Annotated in this window: 20 protein-coding genes and 1 tRNA gene; 16 read left to right on the top strand and 5 right to left on the bottom strand. The window is 61.6% G+C overall.

Translation table 11 applies throughout. The annotated features are described in order from the left end of the window. Positions 1-2: 2 nt before the first annotated feature. The 5 genes from rpsU to PverR02_RS28850 all read left to right on the top strand — a co-directional run bounded on the left by rpsU (position 3) and on the right by PverR02_RS28850 (position 8,524). Positions 3-218 carry a 30S ribosomal protein S21 gene (gene rpsU, locus PverR02_RS28830; RefSeq protein ID WP_002551877.1) on the top strand — a complete coding sequence of 72 codons (216 nt, stop codon included), beginning with the start codon at positions 3-5 and terminating at the stop codon, positions 216-218. 448 nt (positions 219-666) lie between these two features. Continuing rightward, positions 667-2,637, top strand: coding sequence for a DNA primase (gene dnaG, locus PverR02_RS28835; RefSeq protein WP_017847822.1), 1,971 nt, complete (start codon positions 667-669; stop codon positions 2,635-2,637). Positions 2,638-2,704: 67 nt separating this feature from the next. Then, positions 2,705-4,555, top strand: a complete 1,851-nt coding sequence (gene rpoD, locus PverR02_RS28840) for an RNA polymerase sigma factor RpoD (RefSeq protein WP_017847823.1) — start codon at positions 2,705-2,707, stop codon at positions 4,553-4,555. Between the two features lie 133 nt (positions 4,556-4,688). Beyond that, positions 4,689-8,432 (top strand): EAL domain-containing protein, encoded by a 3,744-nt coding sequence (locus PverR02_RS28845; protein ID WP_046381851.1) that lies wholly within the window; start codon positions 4,689-4,691, stop codon positions 8,430-8,432. Between the two features lie 15 nt (positions 8,433-8,447). Further along, a tRNA-Ile gene (locus tag PverR02_RS28850) sits at positions 8,448-8,524 on the top strand. Between the two features lie 74 nt (positions 8,525-8,598). On the opposite strand, the gene PverR02_RS28855 is transcribed toward PverR02_RS28850, so the two are convergent. Then, positions 8,599-9,024 carry a VOC family protein gene (locus tag PverR02_RS28855; RefSeq protein ID WP_079444820.1) on the bottom strand — a complete coding sequence of 142 codons (426 nt, stop codon included), beginning with the start codon at positions 9,022-9,024 and terminating at the stop codon, positions 8,599-8,601. A 113-nt stretch (positions 9,025-9,137) separates the two neighbouring features. On the opposite strand from PverR02_RS28855, the gene PverR02_RS28860 reads away from it, so the two are divergent. The 10 genes from PverR02_RS28860 (at position 9,138) to pqqE (ending at position 19,052) form a co-directional block, all read left to right on the top strand. Beyond that, complete coding sequence (locus PverR02_RS28860) at positions 9,138-10,007, top strand: LysR family transcriptional regulator (RefSeq protein WP_079444821.1); 870 nt, start codon at positions 9,138-9,140, stop codon at positions 10,005-10,007. A gap of 35 nt (positions 10,008-10,042) precedes the next feature. Then, entirely contained in the window at positions 10,043-10,489 is a 447-nt protein-coding gene (locus PverR02_RS28865; RefSeq protein ID WP_017847827.1) for an Lrp/AsnC family transcriptional regulator, read from the top strand. A gap of 165 nt (positions 10,490-10,654) precedes the next feature. Beyond that, positions 10,655-12,337 carry a flavin monoamine oxidase family protein gene (locus tag PverR02_RS28870; RefSeq protein WP_046385157.1) on the top strand — a complete coding sequence of 561 codons (1,683 nt, stop codon included), beginning with the start codon at positions 10,655-10,657 and terminating at the stop codon, positions 12,335-12,337. Positions 12,338-12,348: 11 nt separating this feature from the next. After that, positions 12,349-13,143 carry a carbon-nitrogen hydrolase family protein gene (locus tag PverR02_RS28875; protein ID WP_046381847.1) on the top strand — a complete coding sequence of 265 codons (795 nt, stop codon included), beginning with the start codon at positions 12,349-12,351 and terminating at the stop codon, positions 13,141-13,143. 48 nt (positions 13,144-13,191) lie between these two features. After that, positions 13,192-15,582: a pyrroloquinoline quinone biosynthesis protein PqqF gene (gene pqqF, locus PverR02_RS28880; RefSeq protein WP_079444822.1), complete on the top strand. Its 2,391-nt coding sequence runs from the start codon at positions 13,192-13,194 to the stop codon at positions 15,580-15,582. 159 nt (positions 15,583-15,741) lie between these two features. Beyond that, positions 15,742-15,816: a pyrroloquinoline quinone precursor peptide PqqA gene (pqqA, locus tag PverR02_RS28885; protein ID WP_003194766.1), complete on the top strand. Its 75-nt coding sequence runs from the start codon at positions 15,742-15,744 to the stop codon at positions 15,814-15,816. 71 nt (positions 15,817-15,887) lie between these two features. Beyond that, positions 15,888-16,799 (top strand): pyrroloquinoline quinone biosynthesis protein PqqB, encoded by a 912-nt coding sequence (gene pqqB / locus PverR02_RS28890; RefSeq protein ID WP_017847831.1) that lies wholly within the window; start codon positions 15,888-15,890, stop codon positions 16,797-16,799. A gap of 105 nt (positions 16,800-16,904) precedes the next feature. Then, positions 16,905-17,657, top strand: a complete 753-nt coding sequence (pqqC, locus tag PverR02_RS28895) for a pyrroloquinoline-quinone synthase PqqC (protein WP_017847832.1) — start codon at positions 16,905-16,907, stop codon at positions 17,655-17,657. Then, complete coding sequence (gene pqqD / locus PverR02_RS28900) at positions 17,654-17,929, top strand: pyrroloquinoline quinone biosynthesis peptide chaperone PqqD (protein WP_046381845.1); 276 nt, start codon at positions 17,654-17,656, stop codon at positions 17,927-17,929. The genes pqqC and pqqD overlap by 4 nt, the downstream gene beginning before the upstream one ends. Further along, on the top strand, positions 17,922-19,052 hold the full coding sequence (gene pqqE, locus PverR02_RS28905; RefSeq protein WP_017847834.1) for a pyrroloquinoline quinone biosynthesis protein PqqE: 1,131 nt from the start codon (positions 17,922-17,924) through the stop codon (positions 19,050-19,052). Before pqqD ends, pqqE begins: the two co-directional genes overlap by 8 nt. Before the next feature lie 5 nt (positions 19,053-19,057). Here pqqE and PverR02_RS28910 read toward each other — a convergent pair whose 3' ends face one another. Next, positions 19,058-19,216 (bottom strand): YqaE/Pmp3 family membrane protein, encoded by a 159-nt coding sequence (locus PverR02_RS28910; protein ID WP_010207008.1) that lies wholly within the window; start codon positions 19,214-19,216, stop codon positions 19,058-19,060. A gap of 182 nt (positions 19,217-19,398) precedes the next feature. Beyond that, a complete protein-coding gene (locus tag PverR02_RS28915; protein WP_046381844.1) occupies positions 19,399-20,667 on the bottom strand; it encodes an aspartate aminotransferase family protein in 1,269 nt (422 codons plus the stop codon). 209 nt (positions 20,668-20,876) lie between these two features. Between PverR02_RS28915 and PverR02_RS28920 the strand changes: the two genes are divergently transcribed. Continuing rightward, the gene (locus PverR02_RS28920) at positions 20,877-21,776 is read left to right on the top strand and encodes a LysR family transcriptional regulator (RefSeq protein ID WP_046381843.1); all 900 of its coding nucleotides are present in this window, start codon (positions 20,877-20,879) and stop codon (positions 21,774-21,776) included. Positions 21,777-22,002: 226 nt separating this feature from the next. Here PverR02_RS28920 and PverR02_RS28925 read toward each other — a convergent pair whose 3' ends face one another. After that, entirely contained in the window at positions 22,003-23,781 is a 1,779-nt protein-coding gene (locus tag PverR02_RS28925) for an acyl-CoA dehydrogenase C-terminal domain-containing protein (RefSeq protein WP_046381842.1), read from the bottom strand. 122 nt (positions 23,782-23,903) lie between these two features. Then, complete coding sequence (locus PverR02_RS28930) at positions 23,904-25,673, bottom strand: acyl-CoA dehydrogenase C-terminal domain-containing protein (RefSeq protein ID WP_079444823.1); 1,770 nt, start codon at positions 25,671-25,673, stop codon at positions 23,904-23,906. Between the last annotated feature and the right edge of the window lie 49 nt (positions 25,674-25,722).

Below are 25,722 nucleotides of genomic sequence, written 5' to 3' on the forward strand. Positions count from 1 at the left end.
GGATGCCAGCCGTCAAAGTAAAAGAGAACGAACCCTTCGACGTAGCTCTGCGTCGTTTCAAGCGCTCCTGCGAAAAAGCCGGTGTTCTGGCTGAAGTTCGTAGCCGCGAATTTTACGAGAAGCCAACTTCTGAGCGTAAGCGTAAAGCAGCAGCCGCTGTTAAGCGTCACGCCAAGAAAGTTCAGCGCGAGCAGCGCCGCGCCGTTCGTCTGTACTAATACACAGACGTTCGTAGCAAGCTTCTGCCAAGCCCGGCCCTAAGCCGGGCTGTTGGCATTTGCGGATATCGCTTGATGCTTCACCGTCGACGCCGCCCACGCGACCGAGACACTGCTTCACACGTCAGGACTGGCTCTTCTGCCAGCGGTGCGCGTCTCTTCTGACGAGTCTAACAAGGCTACTGACGAGCACACTTATTTCTTCAAGCAGACGATCGACTGTGTCGGCTGTGCCCATCGATGCGCTTCCGAGGCCCGCCATTGGCCAAGACCGGACGCCGGGGCAACATTTCTTCGCCGAACAGACTGAGTAGAAATTAACGTCAGTGGATGTTCGGCAGATACACTTCCTGACAGCCCAAGCAGACGATTGATGGTCGAGCCATACGATACGTGCGCTTGAGCACTTCACGGGCCCTCATTTCCACGCAGTGATGACGAGAACGCCATGGCCGGGCTGATTCCCCAGAGCTTTATTGACGACCTTCTGAACCGCACCGACATCGTCGATGTAGTCAGCTCGCGCCTGCAAATGAAGAAGGCGGGCAAGAACTACACCGCCTGCTGCCCGTTCCACAAGGAAAAGACCCCGTCGTTCAGCGTCAGCCCCGACAAGCAGTTCTACTACTGCTTCGGCTGCGGCGCGGGCGGCAACGCCCTCGGCTTTATCATGGACCACGACAACCTGGACTTCCCCCAGGCCGTCGAGGAACTGGCCAAAGCCGCCGGCATGGAGATCCCCCGCGAAGAAAGCGGCCGCCCGCACAAACCGCGGCAACCCACCGATTCGCCGCTGTACCCGCTGCTGACCGCCGCCGCCGACTTTTATCGCCAGGCGCTCAAGAGCCATCCGCAGCGCAAGGCCGCCGTCGACTACCTCAAGGGGCGCGGCCTCACCGGCGAAATCGCCCGCGACTTCGGCCTGGGCTTCGCCCCGCCGGGCTGGGACAACCTGTACAAACACCTGAGCAGCGACACCCTCCAGCAAAAAGCCATGATCGACGCCGGCCTGCTGGTGGAAAACGCCGAGACCGGCAAGCGCTACGACCGCTTCCGCGACCGCGTGATGTTCCCGATCCGCGACAGCCGTGGCCGGATCATCGCCTTCGGCGGCCGGGTGCTCGGAGACGACAAGCCCAAGTACCTCAACTCGCCGGAAACCGCAGTGTTTCACAAGGGCCAGGAACTCTACGGCCTGTTCGAAGCGCGCAAGAACAACCGCAACCTCGACGAAATCATCGTGGTTGAAGGCTATATGGACGTGATCGCCCTCGCCCAGCAAGGCCTGCGCAATGCCGTGGCGACCCTGGGCACCGCCACCAGCGAAGAACACTTGAAGCGCCTGTTCCGCGTAGTGCCCAGCGTGCTGTTCTGCTTCGACGGCGACCAGGCCGGCCGCAACGCTGCCTGGCGCGCCCTCGAAGCCACGCTGCCGTGCCTGCAGGACGGGCGCCGCGCACGCTTCCTGTTCCTGCCCGAAGGCGAAGACCCGGACACCCTGGTCCGCTCCGAAGGCACCGACGCCTTCCGCGCGCGCATCAACCAGCATGCGCAGCCGCTGGCGGACTATTTCTTCCAGCAACTGACCGAAGAAGCCGACCCGCGCTCCCTCGAAGGCAAGGCGCACATGGCCACCCTCGCAGCGCCGCTGATCGACAAAGTGCCGGGCGCGAACCTGCGCACCCTGATGCGTCAACGCCTGCTGGAAATCACCGGACTGAGCGGCGAAGCGGTCAGCCAGCTGGTCCACAGCGCACCGCAAGATGCGCCGCCGGCCTACGACCCAGGCATGGATTACGACGCCATGCCGGACTATTCCGACTTCCACCAACCGCAGGAGGCCTACACGCCCCAGCAGGAGTGGACACCGAAAAAGCCCGGCGCCGGCGGCAAGAAATGGGACAAGAAGCCCTGGAACAAAAACGGCAAGCGTGGTGACCGCGACGAGGCCTACGCCCCGCGCACCCCGGTGGCCGTAGAGGCGCCGACGCTGATTGCCCTGCGCACGCTCATCCACCATCCGCAATTGGCGGGCAAGGTCGAGAGTGCCGAGCACTTTGCCAACGAGAGCAATACCTATGCCCAGGTACTGATCGCGCTGATCGAGGCGGTGCAGAAAAATCCTAAGCTAAACTCCATTCAGCTGATGGCTCGCTGGCATGGCACCGAACAAGGGCGGTTGTTGAAAGCACTCGCGGAAAAGGAGTGGCTAATTGACGGCGATAACCTTGAACAACAGTTTTTAGACACCATTACTAGGTTATCCGCGGGTCAGCACACGCAGACCCTCGATGAACTCATCAAGAGAGCGAGGCAGCCGGGATTATCGGCTGAAGAGCAAATTCAGATAGCAAAACAGATGCGTGACCTCTTAAAACAGAATGTTTCCGCATCAAACCCGACCTCAGCTGGCGCGTGAGGTCATAGCTCGGGTATAATCCTCGGCTTGTTTTTTGCCCGCCAAGACCTTCAGTGGATAGGGTGTTATGTCCGGAAAAGCGCAACAGCAGTCTCGTATCAAAGAGTTGATCACCCTGGGTCGTGAGCAGAAGTATCTGACTTACGCAGAGGTCAACGATCACCTGCCTGAGGATATTTCAGATCCAGAGCAGGTGGAAGACATCATCCGCATGATCAACGACATGGGGATCCCCGTACACGAGAGTGCTCCGGATGCGGACGCCCTTATGTTGGCCGACGCCGATACCGACGAGGCAGCCGCTGAAGAAGCCGCTGCCGCGTTGGCCGCGGTGGAGACCGACATCGGTCGCACGACTGACCCTGTACGCATGTATATGCGTGAAATGGGTACCGTCGAGTTGCTGACACGCGAAGGCGAAATTGAAATCGCCAAGCGTATTGAAGAGGGTATCCGTGAAGTGATGGGCGCAATTGCGCACTTCCCTGGCACGGTTGACCACATTCTCTCCGAGTACACTCGCGTCACCACCGAAGGTGGCCGCCTGTCCGACGTCCTGAGCGGTTATATCGACCCGGACGACGGCATTGCGCCACCTGCTGCCGAAGTGCCGCCGCCTGTCGACCCGAAAGCCGTGAAAGCGGACGACGATGCCGAAGACGACGATGCCGAAGCCAGCACCGACGACGAAGATGAAGTCGAAAGCGGTCCAGACCCGATCATCGCTGCCCAGCGTTTCGGTGCGGTTTCCGATCAAATGGAAATCACCCGCAAGGCCCTGAAAAAGCACGGTCGCTCCAACAAGCTGGCAATTGCCGAGCTGGTGGCGCTGGCTGAGCTGTTCATGCCGATCAAGCTGGTGCCGAAGCAATTCGAAGGCCTGGTCGAGCGTGTTCGTAGCGCCCTTGAGCGTCTGCGCGCACAAGAGCGGGCGATCATGCAGCTCTGTGTGCGTGATGCGCGCATGCCGCGTACCGACTTCCTGCGCCAGTTCCCGGGCAACGAAGTTGACGAAAGCTGGACCGACGCTCTGGCCAAGGGCAAGGCGAAATACGCCGAAGCCATTGGTCGCCTGCAGCCCGATATCATTCGTTGCCAGCAGAAGCTGACCGCACTTCAGACCGAAACCGGTCTGACGATTGCCGAGATCAAGGACATCAACCGTCGCATGTCGATCGGTGAGGCCAAGGCCCGCCGCGCGAAGAAAGAGATGGTTGAAGCGAACTTGCGTCTGGTGATCTCCATTGCCAAGAAGTACACCAACCGTGGCCTGCAATTCCTCGATCTGATCCAGGAAGGCAACATCGGCTTGATGAAGGCGGTGGACAAGTTCGAATACCGTCGCGGCTACAAGTTCTCGACTTATGCCACCTGGTGGATCCGTCAGGCGATCACTCGCTCGATCGCCGACCAGGCCCGCACCATCCGTATTCCGGTGCACATGATCGAGACGATCAACAAGCTCAACCGTATTTCCCGGCAGATGTTGCAGGAAATGGGTCGCGAACCGACCCCGGAAGAGCTGGGCGAACGCATGGAAATGCCTGAGGATAAAATCCGCAAGGTATTGAAGATCGCTAAAGAGCCGATCTCCATGGAAACCCCGATCGGTGATGACGAAGACTCCCATCTGGGCGACTTCATCGAAGACTCGACCATGCAGTCGCCAATCGATGTAGCCACCGTTGAGAGCCTTAAAGAAGCGACCCGCGACGTACTGTCCGGCCTCACTGCCCGTGAAGCCAAGGTACTGCGCATGCGTTTCGGCATCGACATGAATACCGACCACACCCTTGAGGAAGTCGGTAAACAGTTTGACGTGACCCGCGAGCGGATCCGTCAGATCGAAGCCAAGGCGCTGCGCAAGTTGCGTCACCCGACGCGAAGCGAGCATCTGCGCTCCTTCCTCGACGAGTGATCCCAGAACCCCCGGCCCAGGCCGGGGGTTTTGCTTTCTACCGATTACTTTTTATAGATTCACCGCCGCGCCCTCCCTCCCCCGCAATGCCCGTCTACACTCGAAACATTCCCCGTGCCATAACGAGACCGTTATGCCCAGATTGCCGACCGTGCTTTTGCTGTCGCTGCTGACCTGGACCGCAACGGCTGGCGCCTTGACTCTCACGGAGGATGAGCGTGGCTGGTTGGCGGACCATCAGGAGCTGCGCCTGGGGGTGGATGCCTCCTGGCCGCCCTTCGAATACCGCGACGAGAACGGACGCTACCAAGGCTTGGCGGCGGATTACGTGCGCCTGATCCAAGACCGCCTGGGCGTCAGGATCAAGCTGATCGAGCCGGTGAACTGGAGCGCCGTCCTCGAACAGGCCCGCAACAACCAGCTCGACCTGCTGCCGGGCATCATGTCCACCCCCGAGCGCCAGGCCTACATGGCGTTCACGCGGCCTTACCTGGACTTCCCCATCGTCATCCTCGCCCATGAAGGCGGTGCACAACCGCACAACCTGAAGGACCTCTATGGGTTGAAGATTGCCGTGGTGGAAAACTACGCGCCCCATGAATTGCTGCGCACCCACCACCCCGACCTCAACCTGGTGGCCTTGCCGAATGTCAGCTCGACCCTGCAGGCGCTGGCCACCGATGAAGTGGACGCAGTAGTCGGCGACCTGGCTTCGAGCGTATGGAGCCTGCGCCAACTCAAGCTCGACGGCTTGTACGTCAGCGGTGAAACGCCCTACCGCTACCAACTGGCGATGGGCGTGCCTCGTGAAAACAAAATGCTGGTAGGGATTCTGGACAAGGTCCTCGCTGACCTCAGCCCGGACGAAACGCAAGCGATCCAGCGACACTGGGTCGGCAGCCTCACCGATCACCGCACGTTCTGGACGGATCTGCTGACGTATGGCCTGCCCACGGTACTGCTGCTGAGCAGCGTATTGGTCGTCGTGATTCGGATCAATCGTCGGCTCAGTTCGGAAATTTCCCGCCGCGTCGCCCTCGAGCAGGAATTGCGCAGCAGCGAATATCACTATCGCGGCCTGGTGGAGAGCTTGTCCGCCATTGCCTGGGAAGCCAGCATTAGCGATTTCACCTACAGTTACGTGTCGCCGCATGCCGAAGAACTGCTCGGTTACCCCCGCGCCCATTGGCTGATTCCAGGCTTCTGGCGCAGCATCATTCACCCCGCCGACCTGACGCGCACCGAAGCCTATTGCTACCGCGAAACCCGCGCCAACCGTGATCACAGCGTCGATTACCGGGTGATCACCGCCGACGGCCGTTGCCTGTGGGTACGCGACATTGTCAGCCTGATCGAACACGGCCATGAACCGGTGCTCCGAGGCTTGATGATCGACATCAGTGACGCCAAGCGCACGGAAGAGGCGCTGCAATTGTCCGAGCAAAAATTTGCCTCGGTGTTCCAACAGTGCCCAGACATTCTGGTGATCGCACGAATGTCCGACGGCTGCCTGTTGGAGGTCAACAAAGCGTTTGAGGACCAGGTGGGCCTGAAGGCCGAAGACGTGATCGGTAAAACCGCTACTTCGCTGAATATCTGGGGTATCCCGGGCATCGGCCCGGACCTGCTGCAACGGCTGCAGACCACCAGCATCCGCAACCTGGAAATGCGCTTTCTGCGCAGCAACGGCCAAGCCTTTACCGGGCTGATTTCCGCCGAACCGTTCCAACTCGACACGACCGAAGCCCTGGTAATTGTGGTGCGAGACATCACCCAGCTCAAGGAAACCCAGCAACAGCTGCAAACCTCCGAAGAGAAATTCGCCAAGGCCTTCCATGCCTCGCCCGACGGTTTGCTTTTGAGCCGTCAGAGCGATGGCCAACTGATCGAGGTCAACGAAGGGTTCAGCCGCATTACCGGCATTGCCAGCGTGAGTTCCCTCGACCAGTCAACCCTGGACCTGGGCATCTGGGTCGACCTCAACGAACGCAAACACATGCTGGAGCTGCTGCAACGCGACGGGTTTGTCCGCGATTTCATCTGCCATATCCGCCGCAGCGACGGGCAGATCCGGCTCTGCGAGTTGTCCAGCCGTCCGCTGCCCATCGGCGATGACGACTGCATGCTGACCATCGCCCGGGACATTACCGAGCGCCAACAGATGCAGGAAAAACTGCAACAGGCCGCTACCGTCTTCGAAAGCACCGCCGAAGGCGTGTTGATCACCGACACCCGGCAAAACATCAGCGCCGTGAACCGCGCCTTCAGCGAGATCACCGGCTACAGCGAAGCCGAAGCCCTCGGCCACACCCCGCGCCTGCTCGCCTCCGGCCTGCATGACAGCGCATTCTATGCCGCGATGTGGCACCAGTTGACCACTCACGGGCATTGGCAGGGCGAGATCTCCAACCGTCGCAAGAACGGCGAGGTCTACCCCAGTTGGCTGACCATCAGCGCCGTGCGCAACCGCGACCAGGCGATCACGCACTTCGTCGCGGTGTTTGCCGACATCTCCAGCCTCAAACACGCCCAGGCCCGCCTCGACTACCAGGCCCATCACGACCCGCTGACCGGCCTGCCCAACCGCACCCTGTTTGAAAACCGGCTACAGGCCGCGCTCAACAATCAACAGGAGAGCGGCCACCAGGGCGCCGTGCTGTTCCTCGACCTGGATCGTTTCAAACACATCAACGACAGCCTCGGCCACCCGATCGGCGATCTGCTGCTCCAGAACATCGCCGTGCGCCTCAAGGAGCAACTGCGCGACATCGACACCGTCGCCCGCCTGGGCGGCGACGAATTCATCATCCTCCTGCCCGGCCTGCAGCAAGCCAGCGACGCCCAGCACCTGGCCAATAAACTGCTGGCCTGCTTCACCCCGCCGTTCCAGGCGGGTGAGCACGAGTTTTTTATCAGCGCCAGCATCGGCACCAGCCTGTACCCCCAGGACGGCATGGACGTCGCCACCCTGGTCAAAAACGCCGACGCCGCGATGTACCGCTCCAAGGCCAAGGGCCGCAACCGCGTCGAAGGCTACACCCGCGACCTGACCGCCCAGGCCAAAGAACGCGTGGCGCTGGAACATGAACTGCGCCGGGCCATCGAACGCGATGAGCTGAGCCTGTATTACCAACCCAAACGGAGCCTGGAGACCCAGGAACTGATCGGCGCCGAAGCGCTGATCCGCTGGCACCACCCGACCTTCGGCGACGTACCGCCCGAACACTTCATCGCCCTGGCCGAAGAGAACGGCATGATCCTGCAGATCGGCGATTGGGTCCTGGAACAGGCCTGCCAACAAATGCACGCCTGGCAAACCGTGTTCGATCACTTCGGCCCGCTGTCAGTCAACCTCGCCGGCGCACAACTGCGCCAGCCCAACCTGCTGTCACGCATCGAACAGCTACTGCGCGATTACCGCCTCGAACCCGGCTGCCTGCAACTGGAGATCACCGAAAACTTCATCATGAGCCAGGCCGAAGAAGCGCTGGACGTGCTGCACCAACTCAAACGCCTGGGCGTACAACTGGCGATCGATGATTTCGGCACCGGCTATTCATCCCTCAGCTACCTCAAGCGCCTGCCCCTGGACTTCCTGAAAATCGACCAATCCTTCATCCGCGGCCTGCCCGACGACCCCCACGACGTGGCGATCGTGCGCGCCATCATTGCCCTGGGCCACAGCATGCAATTCACCATCATCGCCGAAGGCGTAGAGACCCCCGCACAACAAACCTTCCTCGCCGCCGAGGGCTGCGAACAGATGCAAGGCTACATCGTCAGCCTGCCCCTGCCCCCGGAGCTTTTTGCCGCGACGTTTCTTCGTATGAGGGTTCAGGATTTTTCGGATAGCACAGCGGAGAAACCATCGCTATAATCCGCGGCCTGTTAAGGGCCTATAGCTCAGTTGGTCAGAGCAGAGGACTCATAATCCTTTGGTCCACGGTTCAAGTCCGTGTGGGCCCACCAACTCCAAAGCCGCGCATTGCGCGGCTTTTGTGTGTCTGTCGCTGCCGTTTTAGCCAGCGCCCTCGCCCTCAGGCTCACGTCGCAAACAACTGCCCAATATCCCGGAACGCTTTGAACTCCAACGCGTTACCGCAGGGGTCAAACAAAAACAGTGTCGCCTGCTCCCCCACCTGGCCTTTGAAGCGAATGTGCGGCTCCAGCACGAACACGGTCTGCCGTGCCTGCAAGCGCGCCGCCAGGGCATGCCAGTCGTCCCAGCTCAATACCACGCCGAAATGCGGCACGGGGACGTCGTGGCCGTCGACTGCGTTGGTGTGCGCCGCAGCCTGGGAGGCTGTTTTGGGGTGTTCATGAATCACCAGTTGATGGCCGAAGAAGTTGAAGTCGACCCAGCGGTCGCTGGAGCGCCCCTCTTGCAGGCCGAACACGTCAGCGTAGAAATGCCGGGCAGCGGCCAGGTCGAATACTGGAATGGCCAAGTGAAAAGGTGCCAGTGTCATCAGGTCAAACCTCTGCGGGTCGTGGAGAGGCTCGAGTTTAGCCTTGCTGCTGGCGATGAAAAGACGATAATTTTTGCGCCGAGCTCAAATAATTTCGATGAGTTGAGGCGCCCATGCTGCGTGAATTGAAGACCTTTATCGCGGTAACGCGCCACGGTACGTTCGCCGCGACGGGCATGCATATCGGGCTGACGCAATCGGCGGTCAGTGCGCAGATTCGTCAACTGGAGCAGGCGCTCGGGGTGGCGTTGTTCGACCGCACCGGGCGCCAGGCTACGCTGAATGCCGCAGGCGTTCGCGCCTTGCCGCTGGCCAAGGAGATTCTGGAGACGTTCAACCGCATGGCAGTGCCGGTGGATGCCAATGAATACCGGGGCGAGCTGAAAGTCGGGGCGATCAGCACTGCACAGACCGGGTTGTTGCCCCAGGCCCTGGTCCGGTTACGTCAGGCCGCGCCGACCGTGGAATGCAAGTTGGTGCCCGGCGTGTCCCTGGAATTGCTGAGCCAGGTGGACGCTGGCGAGCTGGACTCGGCGATTATCATTCGACCGCCTTTTGACTTGCCTAAGGAGCTGCACGTACAGGTGCTGCGCAAGGAGCCTTTTGCGCTGATCGTGCCGCATGCACTGGCAGGCGATGACCCCTTGCAGTTGCTCGGCAGCCAACCCCATGTGCGCTACGACCGGGCGTCGTTTGGCGGTCGATTGGTCAGCCGGTTTCTGCGCGAGCAGAAGCTCGAGGTGCGGGTGGCGCTAGAGTTGGATGAGCTGGAAGCCATCGTCAAGATGGTCGAGTGTGGCCTGGGGGTGTCGCTGATTCCTCAGGCGGGGCTGTGGCTCGAACGCTCGCCCCAGGTACGAATTATTCCGCTAGGCCATCTGACCTTTTACCGGGAGATCATCCTGCTCAGTCGCTACAACCACCGCAACCTGCCCGTGCCGCAACTGTTTGCCCGCTGTCTGTTGGCTGACGCAAGCCTGTAACATATGCCCCCTATCCGTCCGCACCGGAGCTGCCCTTGCCTGTCCTCGATGAAATCGACCGCCAACTGATCGCCGCGTTGCAGATCAACGCCCGTGAGAGCGTGGCCATGCTCGCCAGGCAGTTGGGTATTGCGCGAACTACGGTGACGTCGCGCCTGGCTCGTCTGGAGAAAACCCAGGTGATTACCGGTTATGGCGTGCGCCTCGGCCAGCGTGTGGTGGATGGCGGGCTGCAGGCGTATGTCGGCATCACCGTGCAGGCGCGCTCGGGCAAGGACGTGCTGCGCAAGCTCAGCGCCATGGCCCAGGTTCAGCAACTGTGCGCGGTGAGCGGCGAGTTCGATTACGTGGCATGGCTGCGCACCGATTCGCCAGAACAGCTCGATCAATTGCTGGACCAGATCGGCAGCGTCGACGGCGTGGAAAAAACCACCACGTCGATCATCCTCAGCAACAAACTCGATCGCAGACAACCAATCTGACCGCCAACCTCGTCACTTTGACTGAAAACAATTCAATTCGACGACACTTTGCGTCTTATTAACGAACGCTACGCTCCCTAAACTGGCTGCCATCTTTTCCTATACTCAGCGGGTACGTCCCGCGAGCCGCTAGTAAGGTCAGCCATGAGCATTCCGTCCAGCAGCATCAGCAAGACCAATCGCCACCCCGCCGACGGTAAAAAACCGATCACCATCTTCGGCCCGGATTTCCCCTTTGCGTTTGATGACTGGATCGAACACCCCGCCGGCCTGGGCAGTATTCCGGCCGCCAACCACGGCGCCGAAGTGGCGATCGTCGGCGCCGGGATCGCCGGCCTGGTGGCCGCCTACGAACTGATGAAGCTGGGCCTCAAGCCCGTGGTGTACGAGGCCTCGAAGATGGGCGGCCGTTTGCGCTCCCAGGCGTTTGAAGGCGCCGAAGGGATCATCGCCGAGTTGGGCGGCATGCGTTTCCCGGTGTCGTCCACCGCGTTCTACCACTATGTCGACAAGCTCGGCCTGGACACCAAACCCTTCCCCAACCCGCTGACGCCGGCGTCCGGCAGCACGGTCATCGACCTGGAAGGCCAGACCCACTACGCACAAAAACTGTCCGACTTGCCTGCGCTGTTCCAGGAAGTGGCTGACGCCTGGGCCGACGCCCTGGAAGCCGGCTCGCAGTTCGGCGATATCCAGCAAGCCATCCGCGACCGCGACGTACCACGCCTCAAAGCGCTGTGGAACAAACTCGTGCCGCTATGGGACGACCGCACCTTCTACGACTTCGTCGCCACCTCCAAGGCCTTTGCCAAGCTGTCCTTCCATCACCGCGAAGTGTTTGGCCAGGTCGGCTTCGGCACCGGTGGCTGGGATTCGGACTTCCCCAACTCCATGCTGGAAATCTTCCGCGTGGTGATGACCAACTGCGACGACCATCAACACCTGGTGGTCGGCGGCGTGGCGCAGGTGCCCATGGGTATCTGGCGCCATGTGCCGGAGCGCTGCGCCCACTGGCCGGCGGGCACCAGCCTGAGTTCGCTGCACAGCGGCGCGCCACGGGCCGGGGTCAAGCGCATTGCCCACGCGCCCGGCGGCCGTTTCGCCGTGACCGACAACTACGGCGATACCCGCGAATACGCCGCCGTGCTGACCACCTGCCAAAGCTGGCTGCTGACCACCCAGATCGAATGCGACGAAACCCTGTTCTCGCAAAAGATGTGGATGGCCCTGGACCGCACCCGCTACATGCAATCGTCGAAGACCTTCGTGATGGTCGACCGCCCTTTCTGGAAAGACAAAGACCCGCAAACCGGCCGCGACCTGATGAGCATGACCCTCACCGATCGCCTGACCCGTGGCACTTACCTGTTCGACAACGGCGACGACAAGCCGGGCGTGATCTGCCTGTCGTACTCATGGATGAGCGATGCGCTGAAAATGCTCCCGCAGCCCATCGATAAACGCGTGAAGCTGGCCCTCGACGCACTGAACAAGATCTACCCGAAAGTCGACATCAAGGCGCGCATCATCGGCGACCCGATCACCGTGTCCTGGGAAGCCGACCCGCATTTCCTCGGGGCCTTCAAAGGTGCGTTGCCCGGTCACTATCGCTACAACCAGCGGATGTACGCGCACTTCATGCAGAAGGACATGCCCGCCGAGCAACGTGGGATTTTTATCGCCGGCGATGACGTATCCTGGACACCGGCCTGGGTCGAAGGCGCGGTGCAAACCTCATTGAACGCGGTGTGGGGCATCATGACCCACTTCGGCGGCCACACTCACCCAGAGAACCCGGGGCCGGGTGATGTGTTCGATGAAATCGGGCCAATTGCCCTGGCCGATTAAGGAGCCAAGCCATGCGTGTCGCCCTGTACCAATGCCCGCCGCTGCCGCTGGACGTGGCCGGCAACCTCGAGCGCCTGCACCGACTCGCGCATGAGGCATCCGGCGCCGACCTGCTGGTGCTGCCGGAGATGTTCCTCACCGGCTACAACATCGGTGCCGAAGCTGTCGGCGCATTGGCCGAGGCGCAGGATGGCGAGTCGGCGCGAACGATTGCCGAACTGGCGCGAAGTGCCGGGCTGGCAATCCTGTACGGCTACCCGGAGCGCGCCGCGAACGGGCAGATCTATAACGCCGTGCAGTTGATCGATGCCCACGGCCAGCGCCTGTGCAACTACCGCAAGACGCACCTGTTCGGCGACCTCGATCATTCGATGTTCAGTGCCGGCGGCGATGATTTTCCGCTGGTGGAACTCAACGGCTGGAAACTGGGCGTGCTGATCTGTTACGACCTGGAGTTCCCGGAAAACACCCGGCGCCTGGCCCTGGCCGGCGCCGACCTGATCGTGGTGCCCACCGCGAATATGGTGCCGTTCGACTTTGTCGCCGACGTCACCGTGCGGGCGCGGGCTTTCGAGAACCGGTGCTACGTGGCCTACGCCAATTACTGCGGGCACGAAGGCGAGATTCAGTATTGCGGGCAAAGCAGCATCGCCGCGCCGGATGGGCAGCGAATCGCCCAGGCCGGCCTGGATGAAGCCTTGATCGTCGGCACGCTGGAACACCAATCGATTCTCGATGCCCGCGCCGCCAATGACTACCTGCAAGACCGCCGCCCCGAACTGTACGGCACGCTGCACAAGCCCTGATCTGGAGGGTTTGCTAGCATAGGCACTTCCCTCGTATCGGAAGTGCCCATGCCTGCGCCGGCCCAGCCCCATCACCTTCACCTGACCCTGGCCAACGGCCTGCGGGTTTCCCTGCGCCATGCCCCGCGTTTAAAGCGTTGCGCCGCTGTTTTGCGGGTGGCGGCCGGCAGCCATGACGTGCCGTTGGCGTGGCCCGGCCTGGCGCACTTTCTGGAACATCTGTTGTTTCTTGGCACTGAGCGTTTTCCGAGCGATGAAGGGCTGATGACCTATGTGCAGCGCCACGGTGGCCAGGTCAATGCCAGCACCCGCGAGCGCACCACGGATTTCTTCGTTGAACTGCCGTTGTCGACCTTTGCCGATGGGCTCGAACGCCTGGCCGATCTGCTGACCCATCCGCGCCTGGCGCTGGACGATCAACTGCGCGAGCGCGAAGTGCTGCACGCGGAATTCATCGCCTGGTCCCAGGACGCCAAGGCACAACAACAGGTCGCGCTGCTGGAGGGACTGGCGGCCGATCATCCGCTGCGCGGCTTCCATGCGGGCAATCGCGACAGCCTGCCCGTGGAACGTCAGGCGTTTCAGCAAGCATTGCGGGATTTCCACCAGCACTTCTATCAGTCGGGGCAAATGACCTTGAGTCTGGCCGGCCCACAACCGCTGGCAGAACTGGAACGCCTGGCGCGGCGCTTCAGTGAGCAACTGCGCGCCGGCCCGCGACACCCGCAGGCGGCCCCGCCGGCGCTGATGCCCGCTCATACACAGCATTTCCAACACAGCGCCGACGGCCATCTGCATCACGTCATCAGCGTCGACGCCCCCAGGGAAGCCCTGGATTTCCTCTGTTTCTGGCTCAACGCCTCGGCGCCCGGCGGGTTGCGCGCGGAACTGCAAGCGCGGCAATTGGCGAGCACTGTGCAGGCCTCCGTGCTCTACCATTTCGCCGGGCAAGCGCTGCTGGATCTCGACTTTACCCTCGGAACTCATAGCGACGCGGCGACACAGATCGAAGCGTTGTTGTACGACTGGCTGAGCTTTTTCGCACACAGCGACTGGACATCTCTGCGCGAGGAATTCGCCCTGCTCAACGCACGCCAACAGCAGGTCCAAGGCGCCCTCGCGTTGGCGCGGCATGACAGTGAAGAACTCGAAGCGCCGGTGTCGGAGCAGCACGTTGCCGCCCTCAAGACCCTGCTCGACGCCCTGCCGTTGCAGGCCTGCCGACATGCGTGGCAACTGCCGCCCAACAACCCGTTCCTGCGCCCACCCGTGAAGGACGAACGCGCCGGCCTGATTCGCGGCCAGACCAGCGCCCACCGAGGCCTGCGCACCTTTGCCCAGGACCGTTCCCGAGGGCGGCGAGAGCTGTCGGCGTTGTCGTTCAGCCCGGCGTTGGCCGATACCCATGACGAAGGCGCGCTCTACCTGCGCTGGCGGCTGGATTGCGCGCTCCCATCGACGCTGGAAAACACCCTGGCACCGTTGCGCGAAAATGCCCGCCAGGCCGGCGTCGACTTATCCTTCGACGCGATCGGCAATGACTGGCTGGTGAAGATGGTCGGTCTTCACCAACCCATGCCGGCGATACTCGATGAACTCGCGCGCAGCCTGAACCTGCTTGAGGAGGATCGGCAACACGCCACTGCCGGTACACCGCCGATTGCCATCCGGCAATTGCTCAAGGCGCTGCCGGCGTGCTGTGCCGGCGTTCGACCAAACCCGCCTGCGCCCTCGCTGTCGTGGGCCCACGCACGCTGGGAAGGCCTGGGCATTGGGCTGCCCGTCCACTGCGAAGCGGCGCTCAGATCCGCCGCCACCCGCTTGCCCGGGCAACCGGCCATTCTTGAATCCGAATGCCCCAGCCTCAACGGCCAGCGTCTATGGCATGAGGTCCACACCGATGCCCTCGATGCGGCCTTGCTGCTGTTCTGCCCGACGCCGACGCGCTCCCTGGCAGATGAAGCCGCATGGCGCCTGCTGGCGCACCTGCTCCAAGGGCCGTTCTACCAACGCCTGCGGGTAGAGCTGCAAATCGGCTACGCGGTGTTCAGCGGTATCCGACAGATCAATGGGCAAACCGGCCTGCTGTTTGGCGTGCAGTCACCCAGCGTTTCCCTTGAGGGCATCATGCAGCACCTGCGCACCTTCCTCACGCAATTACCGGCATTGATCGACGCCAGCGACGACCTCGGCCACCCAGCGCTGGCGCAACAATTCACGGCGCAGGCGCTGCCCCTCGCCCAGGCCGCCGAACTGTTGTGGCAGGCGCGCCTGGCCGGCCATCCAGCAGATTATCTGGCGCTGCTTCAACACCAGATCCAAGCCCTGACGCACGCGGATCTACAGCGCGCCGCCCAACAGGTGCAGGACGCCGCGGGCGGCTGGCGCTGCATCGCCAACGGCCCGCGCAGCGGCGGTGACTGGCAATCGGCAGACTGATCGTTGCCGCTGCCGCAATAGGCTTTTTCCACCAAGACAGCGCTAACTTGGAAAAAAATGCGTAATATTCATAGGCACACATCTGAACATCTCCGACTGGAGGTGGACTATATGTATTACTTGGTAGTAAACGTCCCATCCCTTCGTAGGAGTAAGAATATGACTTGGTCCAAACCTGCTTACACTGATCTGCGCATCGGTTTCGAAGTGACTATGTACTTCGCCAGCCGCTGATTGGCTGGGTAAGACAACGCCTCGGCTCGTCCGGGGCGTTTTTGTTTTCAGCTTTGTTTGATGGAGCGGCCATGTTTGTCCAGATTCTAGGTTCCGCCGCCGGCGGCGGCTTCCCGCAGTGGAACTGCAACTGCGCGAACTGCGCAGGCTTTCGTGATGGCAGCCTGCGAGCGCAGGCGCGTACCCAGTCATCCATCGCGATTTCCGACGATGGCGTGAACTGGGTACTGTGCAATGCCTCGCCGGATATCCGCGCACAACTGCAGGGCTTCGCACCGATGCAACCCGGCCGCGCCCTGCGCGACACCGGCATCAGCGCGATCATCCTGATGGACAGCCAGATCGACCACACCACTGGCCTGCTGAGCCTGCGCGAAGGCTGCCCGCACCAGGTGTGGTGTACCGACATGGTCCATGAAGACCTCAGCAGCGGTTTCCCGCTGTTCACCATGCTCACCCATTGGAATGGCGGCCTGGCCTGGAACCGTATCGAGCTGGACGCCAGCTTCACCATCCCGGCCTGCCCCAACCTGCGTTTCACCCCGCTGCCGCTGCGCAGTGCCGCGCCACCGTATTCGCCGCACCGCTTCGACCCGCACCCCGGCGACAATATCGGCCTGATCGTCGAAGACCTGCGCACCGGCGGCAAACTGTTCTACGCCCCAGGGCTGGGCAAGGTGGACGCGCCATTGCTGGAAATCATGGCCGGCAGCGACTGCCTGCTGGTGGACGGCACGATGTGGGACGATGATGAAATGCAGCGCCGTGGCGTCGGCACCCGCACTGGCCGCGAGATGGGCCACCTGGCGCAGAACGGCCCCGGCGGCATGCTCGAAGTGCTGGAGCACCTGCCGAAGCAGCGCAAGGTACTTATCCACATCAACAACACCAACCCGATCCTCGATGAAGATTCTCCCGAGCGGGCCGAGCTGGTGCGGCGCAATGTCGAAGTGGCTTACGACGGCATGAGCATTGAACTGTAGGAGCGAGCTTGCTCGCGAAAAACGCAAAAACACCGCAGATATTCAGGGTGCACGCGTCACCGTTAACGACCTTCGCGAGCAAGCTCGCTCCCACAGGAGACCCATATGACTGATATACCGATGAGCACCGATGCATTTGAAAAAGCCCTGCGGGCCAAGGGCGCCTTCTACCATATCCATCACCCGTACCACGTGGCGATGTATGAAGGCCGCGCCACCCGCGAGCAGATCCAGGGCTGGGTCGCCAACCGCTTCTACTATCAAGTGAACATCCCGCTGAAGGACGCCGCGATCCTGGCCAACTGCCCGGACCGTGAAATCCGCCGCGAGTGGATTCAGCGCCTGCTCGACCACGACGGCGCCCCCGGCGAAGACGGCGGCATCGAAGCCTGGCTGCGCCTGGGCCAGGCCGTCGGCCTCGACCCGGACCAACTGCGCTCCCAGGAGCTGGTGTTGCCCGGCGTGCGCTTTGCGGTGGACGCCTACGTCAACTTCGCCCGCCGCGCCTGCTGGCAGGAAGCCGCCAGCAGCTCGCTGACCGAACTGTTCGCGCCGCAGATCCACCAATCGCGCCTCGACAGCTGGCCGCAGCATTACCCGTGGATCGACCCCACCGGCTATGAGTATTTCCGCACCCGCCTGGGCCAGGCCCGCCGCGATGTCGAACATGGCCTGGCGATCACCCTGCAGCACTACACCACCCGCGAAGGCCAGGAGCGTATGCTGGAAATTCTGCAGTTCAAACTGGACATCCTGTGGAGCATGCTCGATGCCATGAGCATGGCCTACGAATTGAAACGCCCGCCCTATCACAGCGTGACCACACAGCGGGTCTGGCATAAAGGGATCGCCCTATGAGCTTTGATCGCAGCAAGAAACCGACCTGGCGCCAGGGTTATCGCTACCAGTACGAGCCCGCGCAAAAAGGCCATGTACTGCTCTACCCCGAGGGCATGATCAAGCTCAATGAAAGTGCCGCCTTGATCGGTGGACTGATCGACGGCGAGCGCGACGTCGCCACGATCATCGGTGAGCTGGATAAACAATTTCCTGGTGTGCCTGAGCTGGGCAATGACGTAGAGCAATTCATGGAGGTCGCCCGTGCCGAGCACTGGATCACCCTTGCCTGAAAAACCAGCCATCGGCCTGCCCTTGTGGCTGCTCGCCGAGCTGACCTATCGCTGCCCGCTGCAGTGCCCGTATTGCTCCAACCCGCTGGATTTCGCCGAGCAGGGCAAGGAGCTGAGCACCGAGCAATGGTTCAAGGTATTTCGCGAAGCCCGTGAGATGGGCGCCGCGCAGTTGGGCTTTTCCGGCGGTGAACCGCTGGTGCGCCAGGACCTCGCCGAACTGATCGCCGAAGCGCGCAAGCTGGGCTTCTACACCAACCTGATCACCTCCGGCATCGGCCTGACCGAGCAGAAGATCAGCGACTTCAAGAAAGCTGGCCTGGACCACATCCAGATCAGCTTCCAGGCCAGCGACGAACAGGTGAACAACCTGCTGGCCGGCTCGAAAAAGGCCTTCGCGCAAAAGCTGGAAATGGCCCGCGCAGTGAAGGCCCATGGCTATCCGATGGTGCTGAACTTCGTCACCCATCGGCACAATATCGACAAGATCGACCGCATCATCGAGCTGTGCATTGCGCTGGAAGCGGATTTTGTCGAACTCGCCACCTGCCAGTTCTATGGCTGGGCGCAGCTCAATCGTGTGGGGTTGTTGCCGACCCAGGAACAGTTGGTGCGCGCCGAACGCATCACCAACGAATACCGCGCCAAGCTCGAAGCCGAAGGGCACCCGTGCAAGCTGATTTTCGTCACCCCGGATTACTACGAAGAACGCCCGAAAGCCTGCATGAACGGCTGGGGCAGCATCTTTCTGACCGTAACTCCGGACGGTACCGCCCTGCCCTGCCACGGCGCCCGACAGATGCCGGTGCAGTTTCCCAACGTGCGCGACCACAGCATGCAGCACATCTGGTACGACTCTTTCGGTTTCAACCGCTTTCGCGGCTACGACTGGATGCCCGAGCCGTGCCGTTCATGCGATGAAAAGGAAAAGGACTTCGGCGGCTGCCGCTGCCAGGCGTTCATGCTGACCGGGGATGCGAGCAATGCCGACCCGGTGTGCAGCAAGTCCGAGCACCACGGCATCATCCTTCAAGCACGGGAAGAGGCCGAACACGCCACCCAGACCATCGAGCAACTGGCCTTTCGCAACGAGCGCAACTCACGACTCATCGCAAAAAGCTGAGAGCCTCAGCGCTTGGCGATGATGTACACCGCGTGAATGATGCCTGGGAAGTAACCGCACAAGGTCAGCAGAATATTCAGCCAGAACGCGCCGGCGAAACCCACTTGCAGGAACACACCCAGTGGCGGCAACAGAATGGCGATGATGATACGAATGATGTCCATGGGTTCAGCTCCTGAAAATCGGCTCGTGTGAGCCGTGTAGCTAATCGACCTTGGACGTTCGTGAGGGTTCAGTAGGATCTGGCGCCGCGACCATCGTTCGCTGCACAAAAAAAAACGCCCCCAGCCAAAAAAAACAAGCTGGGGGCGCCGCGTATACCGCGAGACGGTTCAGGAATAAGGGGTCAGACGGCGATGCCCTTGCGGCATTGCAGTTGTGCGGTGCGTACCCGGGAAAAGGCGTGCCCCAGGCGCAGGAGCATTTCGTCGATGTTGCTTTTGCTCACCGTCAGGGCCGGGGTGAAGCGCAGGCAGTTGGGTTGCGGGGCGTTGAGGATCAGTCCTTCGTCCAGAGCCGCTTTTACTACGGCATCCGCAGAATCATCCGATAACGTCAGGCCCCACATCAGGCCCTGGCCGCGCAGTTGACCGTGGCCATAGCGATAAGCCAGGCGCGCCAGACCTTCGCCGAGGTAACAACCAGACTCACGCACATGCTCGAAGAAGCCATGCCCCAGCACAGCATCGAGCACCGCCCCCCCGGCGCAGGCCATCAGCGCATTGCCATGATGGGTGCCTTCCAGCTCACCGACTTCAAAGCAACAAGCCTTGCCACGCGCCAGCAGTGCCGCCAGCGGTACACCACCGCCCAGGCCTTTGCCGAGCGCAATGATGTCGGCGCGTACACCGTAGTACTCTTCGGCGAGCAAGGTGCCGCAACGGCCGATGCCGGTTTGCACTTCGTCGAGGATCAGCAGAATGCCCAGCTCTCGGCACAGCCGCTCGACACCCTTGAGGTAATGCTCGGTCGCCGGGATGACGCCGGCTTCGCTCTGGATCGGCTCGAGCATGATGGCAACGGTTTGCGCGTCAACGGCCGCGTGCAGCGCCGCCAGGTCATTGAGCGGGACGTGACTGAAGCCCGGCAATTGCGGTTCAAAGCGGTTTTCACGGCTGCTCGCCGAGGCCGACATCGCCGCGAAGCTGCGCCCATGGCAACCGTTGCTGGCGCTGATGATGCGATAAGCACCGCCGCGATACAGCTGGCCCCACTTGCGCGCCAGTTTGATCGCCGCTTCGCAGGCTTCCGCGCCGCTGTTGAGCAAATACGCCTGGTCGCTGCCGGTGCGGTGGCACAGGCGGTCGACGAGGTTGAGTTGGGGACGGTTATGCAAGCCGTTACCGGGATTGATCAGCGCCTGGGCCTGATCGGCCAGGGCCCGGATCAATACCTGCGGGCTGTGGCCGAGGCTGTTGGCCGCGCAGCCCTGGCTGAAGTCCAGATAGGCGCGATCATCGCTGTCCCACAACCAGGAACCCTGGCCGCGCACAAAGACCTGCGGGGGGCGCGCTACGGTAGGCATCAGGCATCCACTGGGAAAATCTTCGCCACAAGCATCCAGGATCAGGTCATCCAGACTGGCCGCCGAGCGGCGCAAATTGAACAGGTTCACACTTTTCCTCCCATGGCAACCATGCCGTGGTCGGTGTACCCCGCAAAACCTACCTGGAGGTTTTTTGACTTGCCTATGCAAACACCATCAACATAAACGCTAATCATCGCCCGATCTGGCCCTGTAAGCCTTGTGGATAGGCGCTAGACTAGGCGTCTTGGGGGCCAACGGCCATTTCGATTTTCCAGCTTTTTCGATAAGAATTACTTATGGATTTTAAGCAACTGCGTTATTTCGTCGCGGTGTATGAGGAAGGCCACGTAGGCCGTGCCGCTGAGCGTCTGTCGATCTCCCAACCGGCCCTGTCACAGCAGATCCGCCAGCTCGAACAAAACCTCGATGTGAGCCTGTTCGAACGCAGCAGCAAGCGCCTGCTGCCGACCCTCGCGGCCCATACGTTATACAACCACGCCTTGCCGTTGATCGATGGCATGCAGCAAGCCGTGGAGGCGTTGCGCAACTTCAAGGGCCAGGCATTGCGCACCTTGGCCATCGGTGTGTTGCAAACCGTACACACCAGCCTGGTGCCGCAGATGCTGGAGCGTGTGCGCAAGGCCCAGCCGCACCTGGTGGTGCAAATCTACGAACTGACCGGGCTGGAGATTGAACGGCGCCTGCTCAATGGTTCGCTGGACATCGGCATCAGTTACCTGCCGCCCCGCCAGCCGGGGTTGCACGGCGTGCTGCTGTATGAAGATGAGCTGAAGGTGGTCATCCCGGAGGATCACCCCCTGCGTGAATTCAAGAAAGTCTCCCTGACACAAGCGGCCGAGTTGCCGATGTTGCTGCTCGGGGAGGAGTTTCAGATCCGGCAGATCTGGCAGGGCCAGCTATCCAACCTCGGGCGGCGCCCGCAGGTGCAGGCGGAGTTGAATACCATGGTGGGGATTCTCGACAGCCTGCCGCATACCAAACTGGCCACGGTACTGCCGGGACGTTCCCAGGACCAACACAACAGCCAGGCGCTGCTGTGGAAACCCTTGAGTGAACCGAGGGTGCCGCTGAAAGTCGGGTTGGTGTGCCGCGATGTGCAGCGCCAGCAAGCGACGTTGGCGCTGCTGCGCACCTTGCTGGAGGACGTGATGAACGCTCCGCAGGTACCGGGCTGACTTTTTCGCGGGCAAAAGAAAACCCCGCCGAAGCGGGGCTTTGCAGACTGTTTCCCTGACATCCATTTCACTCCGCCATCCTGGCAGAATCCTACGTGTCCGTGTTGTTGCTTTGCGCTTCCTGCGCGACGTCCATGTGAAGTAGATTATCCGTGGATCCAATTTGGCGATAGAGGACGATTAGCAGCACGTCATGTAAGAGAATGCTTACAAAGCCTCTACACCCTTAGAACAGGGCCTCATCCAGCAAGAACAGCGATTCGCTACCGGCTTTTACCGACGCGCTCAACGACTGAATACGCGGCAGCAGACGGGCAAAGTAGAAACGTGCGGTGCCCAGCTTGCTGGCGTAGAAACCTTCCTCGGCTTCTTTGCCCAGCGCCGCCTTGGCCATCCTTGCCCACATGTAGGCGTAGGCCATGTAACCGAATGCATGCAAATACTCCACCGAGGCCGCACCGATTTCATTCGGGTTGCTCTTGGCACGGTCCAGCACCCAGGCCGTCAACTCATCCAGGCTATCCACCGCGGCATTGAGCGGCGCGGTGAACTCAGCCAGCTCCGCGCCCGCGGTGGCGGTGAACTGGCGGATCTCGTCGGCGAACAGGGTGTAGAACGCGCCGCCACTGCCGACAATCTTGCGTCCCATCAGGTCCAGGGCCTGAATGCCGTTGGTGCCTTCGTAGATCTGGGTAATGCGTACATCACGCACCAATTGCTCCTGGCCCCACTCGCGGATGTAACCGTGGCCGCCAAAGATTTGTTGGCCGAGTACCGTGGTTTCCAGGCCCAGATCGCTGAGGAATGCCTTGGCCACCGGGGTCAGCAAGGCCACCAGGTTATCCGCGCGCTCGCGGGCGGCGGCGTCTTCGCTGAACTTGGCGATATCCAGCTGCATCGCCACATATGTGGAGAATGCACGGCCGCCTTCGTTCGACGCCTTCATGGTCAACAGCATGCGACGCACGTCGGGGTGGACGATGATCGGGTCGGCGACTTTGTCCTTGGCCTGGGCACCGGTCGGCGCACGGCTCTGCAGGCGGTCGCGCGCATATTCAATCGCGTTCTGGTAGGACCGCTCACCGGACGCCAGGCCCTGGATGCCTACGCCCAGACGCTCGTAGTTCATCATGGTGAACATTGCCGCCAGGCCCCGGTTAGGCTCGCCCACCAGGTAACCCACGGCTTGGTCGAAGTTCATCACACAGGTCGCCGACGCTTGAATCCCCATCTTGTGTTCGATGGAGCCGCAGCTCACCGGGTTACGCGCGCCCAGGCTGCCGTCGGCATTGACCATGAACTTCGGCACCAGGAACAGCGAAATGCCCTTCGGCCCCGCAGGCGCATCCGGCAGTTTGGCCAGGACCAGGTGGATGATGTTCTCGGTGAGGTCGTGTTCGCCGCCGGTGATGAAGATCTTGGTGCCGCTGATGGTGTAGGAACCGTCCGCCTGAGGCTCGGCCTTGGTGCGGATAATGCCCAGATCGGTGCCGGCATGGGCCTCGGTCAGGCACATGGAACCGGCCCACTTGCCGGAGTACATATTCGGCAGGTAAGTGGCCTTGAGTGCTTCATTGGCGTGGGTGTTGATCGACACGCAGGCGCCGGAAGTCAGCATCGGGTACAGGCCAAACGCCAGGCTCGACGAGTTGATCATCTCTTCGACTTGCGCCGACACCGCCTTGGGCATGCCCATGCCGCCAAACGCCGGATCGCCGCCTACGCCCACCCAGCCGCCTTCGGCGTAGGTGGTGTAGGCCTGTGGAAAGCCGTCCGGGGTGCTGACAACGGTGTCGGCCCAGCGGCAGCCCTGTTCATCGCCGCTGCGGCTGAGCGGGGCGATGGATTTGGCGGTGACTTTACCGGCTTCTTCGAGGATTGCCTCAACGGTTTCGGCGTCGACAGTGTCTGCCAATGCCGGCAATTGGGCCCAAAGTGTGGCGACCTCAAAAACTTCGTTGAGGACGAAGCGCATATCACGCAACGGCGCTTTGTAATCAGCCATGGCAAACCTCGTGAGAACGTGAAAAGTAATTCGATAGGGTCGGTTTTACAGGCGCCGAGTGTACCCGAACAACTTTTCAGACACATAGGGTCCACTTTTGACTGATTGGTATTTTTAAGTCATCAGCCGCCGAATGCCTCCGCAGGCAGACTCATCAGGCACTCGCTGCCCGCTTGCACGGCAGCCCGATGGGTGGCAGTGCGCGGCAGCAGGCGCTTGAAGTAAAAGTCGCAGGTGGCCAGCTTGGCCTTGGCGAAGTCGGCATCGTCGTGGGTCTGCGCCGCGATCGCCATGCGCAGCCACAAATAGGCGAGGACGATGTAACCGCTGTACATCAAGTAGTCCACCGCGGCGGCGCCCACTTCGTCAGGGTTTTTCATCGCGGCCATGCCGACCTCGGTCGTCAGCTCGCCCCATTGCCGGTTCAGTTGATCGAGCTGCGCCACATACGCCTTGAGCTGCGCATGATCGGCATGCGCCTCACAGAACTTATGCACAATCCGGGTAAAACCGCGCAGCAGCTTGCCCTGGCTGCCCAACACCTTGCGCCCCAGCAAGTCGAGCGCCTGGATCCCGTTGGTGCCTTCGTAGATCGACGCAATGCGGCAATCGCGCACCAACTGCTCCATGCCCCACTCGCGAATAAAACCATGGCCGCCGAACACCTGCATGCCGTGGTTGGTCACTTCCAGCCCGGTGTCGGTCATGAAGGCTTTGCAGATCGGCGTGAGGAATGCCAACAGGTCTTCGGCCTCCTGGCGCTGGCCGGCGTCGCTGCTCAAGTGCGCGGTGTCGAGCAGTTGCGCGGTGAAATAGGTGAGCGCCCGGTTGCCTTCGTTGAACGCCTTCATGGTCAGCAGCATGCGCCGCACGTCGGGATGGACGATGATCGGGTCGGCGGCTTTTTCAGGGGCCTTGGCGCCGGTCAGCGCGCGCATTTGCAGGCGGTCGTTGGCGTACCTGATCGCGCCCTGGAAGCTCGCTTCGCCGTTGCACAGCCCTTGCATCCCGGTGCCGAGGCGCGCGTGGTTCATCATGGTGAACATGCAGTTGAGGCCTTTGTTCGCCTCGCCGATCAAAAAGCCCTTGGCCCCATCGAAGTTCAGCACGCAGGTGGCCGAGGCCTTGATCCCCATCTTGTGCTCGATGGAACCGCAATGCACCGCGTTGCGCTCGCCCGAATCGGCATGGAACTTGGGCACGATAAACAGCGAGATGCCTTTGGTGCCGGCCGGGGCGTCCGGCAGCTTGGCCAGTACCAGGTGGATGATGTTGGTGCTCAGGTCGTGCTCACCGGCAGAGATGAAGATCTTGCTGCCGCTGACCGCATAGCTGCCATCCGCCTGGGGCACGGCGCGGGTCTTGATCAGGCCCAGGTCGGTGCCGCAGTGGGCTTCGGTCAGGCACATGGTGCCGGTCCATTCGCCAGCGGTGAGTTTGCTCAGGTAGGTGGCTTTCTGTTCGGCGCTGCCGTGGGCGTGGATCGCCGACATCGCGCCGTGGGTCAGCCCCGGGTACATGCCCCAGGAAGTGTTGCTGGAGCCGATCATTTCGCTGAGCACCAGCCCCAGGGATTGCGGCAGGCCTTGACCGCCGTAGGCCGGGTCGGCTGCCACGCCGTGCCAGCCGCCTTGCACATACTGAGCGAAGGCTTCCTTGAAGCCCTTGGGCGTGGTCACCACGCCTTTGTCGAAATGGCAGCCTTCTTCATCGCCGCTGCGGTTGAGCGGCGCGAGCACGTTCTCGCAGAATTTCGCACCCTCTTCGAGGATCGCGCTGACCATGTCCGGGCTGGCGTCCGTCGCGCCAAGGGCGGCGTAGTGAGCGTGGAAATCAAACACGTTGTCGATCAGAAAGCGCATGTCGCGCAGGGGAGCTTTGTACTCAGGCATGGCGATGTCTCCGGCAGCAGATGGTTTCAACCTACTGCCGGCCACCGCC

Source organism: Pseudomonas veronii (assembly GCF_002028325.1).
Classification (GTDB): domain Bacteria; phylum Pseudomonadota; class Gammaproteobacteria; order Pseudomonadales; family Pseudomonadaceae; genus Aquipseudomonas; species Aquipseudomonas veronii.

Coding starts and splice junctions, on each gene's coding strand:
- rpsU (WP_002551877.1), top strand. CDS start 3: ATGCCAGCCGTCAAAGTAAAAGAGAACGAACCCTTCGACGTAGCTCTG.
- dnaG (WP_017847822.1), top strand. CDS start 667: ATGGCCGGGCTGATTCCCCAGAGCTTTATTGACGACCTTCTGAACCGC.
- rpoD (WP_017847823.1), top strand. CDS start 2,705: ATGTCCGGAAAAGCGCAACAGCAGTCTCGTATCAAAGAGTTGATCACC.
- PverR02_RS28845 (WP_046381851.1), top strand. CDS start 4,689: ATGCCCAGATTGCCGACCGTGCTTTTGCTGTCGCTGCTGACCTGGACC.
- PverR02_RS28855 (WP_079444820.1), bottom strand. CDS start 9,024: ATGACACTGGCACCTTTTCACTTGGCCATTCCAGTATTCGACCTGGCC.
- PverR02_RS28860 (WP_079444821.1), top strand. CDS start 9,138: ATGCTGCGTGAATTGAAGACCTTTATCGCGGTAACGCGCCACGGTACG.
- PverR02_RS28875 (WP_046381847.1), top strand. CDS start 12,349: ATGCGTGTCGCCCTGTACCAATGCCCGCCGCTGCCGCTGGACGTGGCC.
- pqqF (WP_079444822.1), top strand. CDS start 13,192: ATGCCTGCGCCGGCCCAGCCCCATCACCTTCACCTGACCCTGGCCAAC.
- pqqB (WP_017847831.1), top strand. CDS start 15,888: ATGTTTGTCCAGATTCTAGGTTCCGCCGCCGGCGGCGGCTTCCCGCAG.
- pqqC (WP_017847832.1), top strand. CDS start 16,905: ATGACTGATATACCGATGAGCACCGATGCATTTGAAAAAGCCCTGCGG.
- pqqD (WP_046381845.1), top strand. CDS start 17,654: ATGAGCTTTGATCGCAGCAAGAAACCGACCTGGCGCCAGGGTTATCGC.
- PverR02_RS28910 (WP_010207008.1), bottom strand. CDS start 19,216: ATGGACATCATTCGTATCATCATCGCCATTCTGTTGCCGCCACTGGGT.
- PverR02_RS28920 (WP_046381843.1), top strand. CDS start 20,877: ATGGATTTTAAGCAACTGCGTTATTTCGTCGCGGTGTATGAGGAAGGC.
- PverR02_RS28925 (WP_046381842.1), bottom strand. CDS start 23,781: ATGGCTGATTACAAAGCGCCGTTGCGTGATATGCGCTTCGTCCTCAAC.
- PverR02_RS28930 (WP_079444823.1), bottom strand. CDS start 25,673: ATGCCTGAGTACAAAGCTCCCCTGCGCGACATGCGCTTTCTGATCGAC.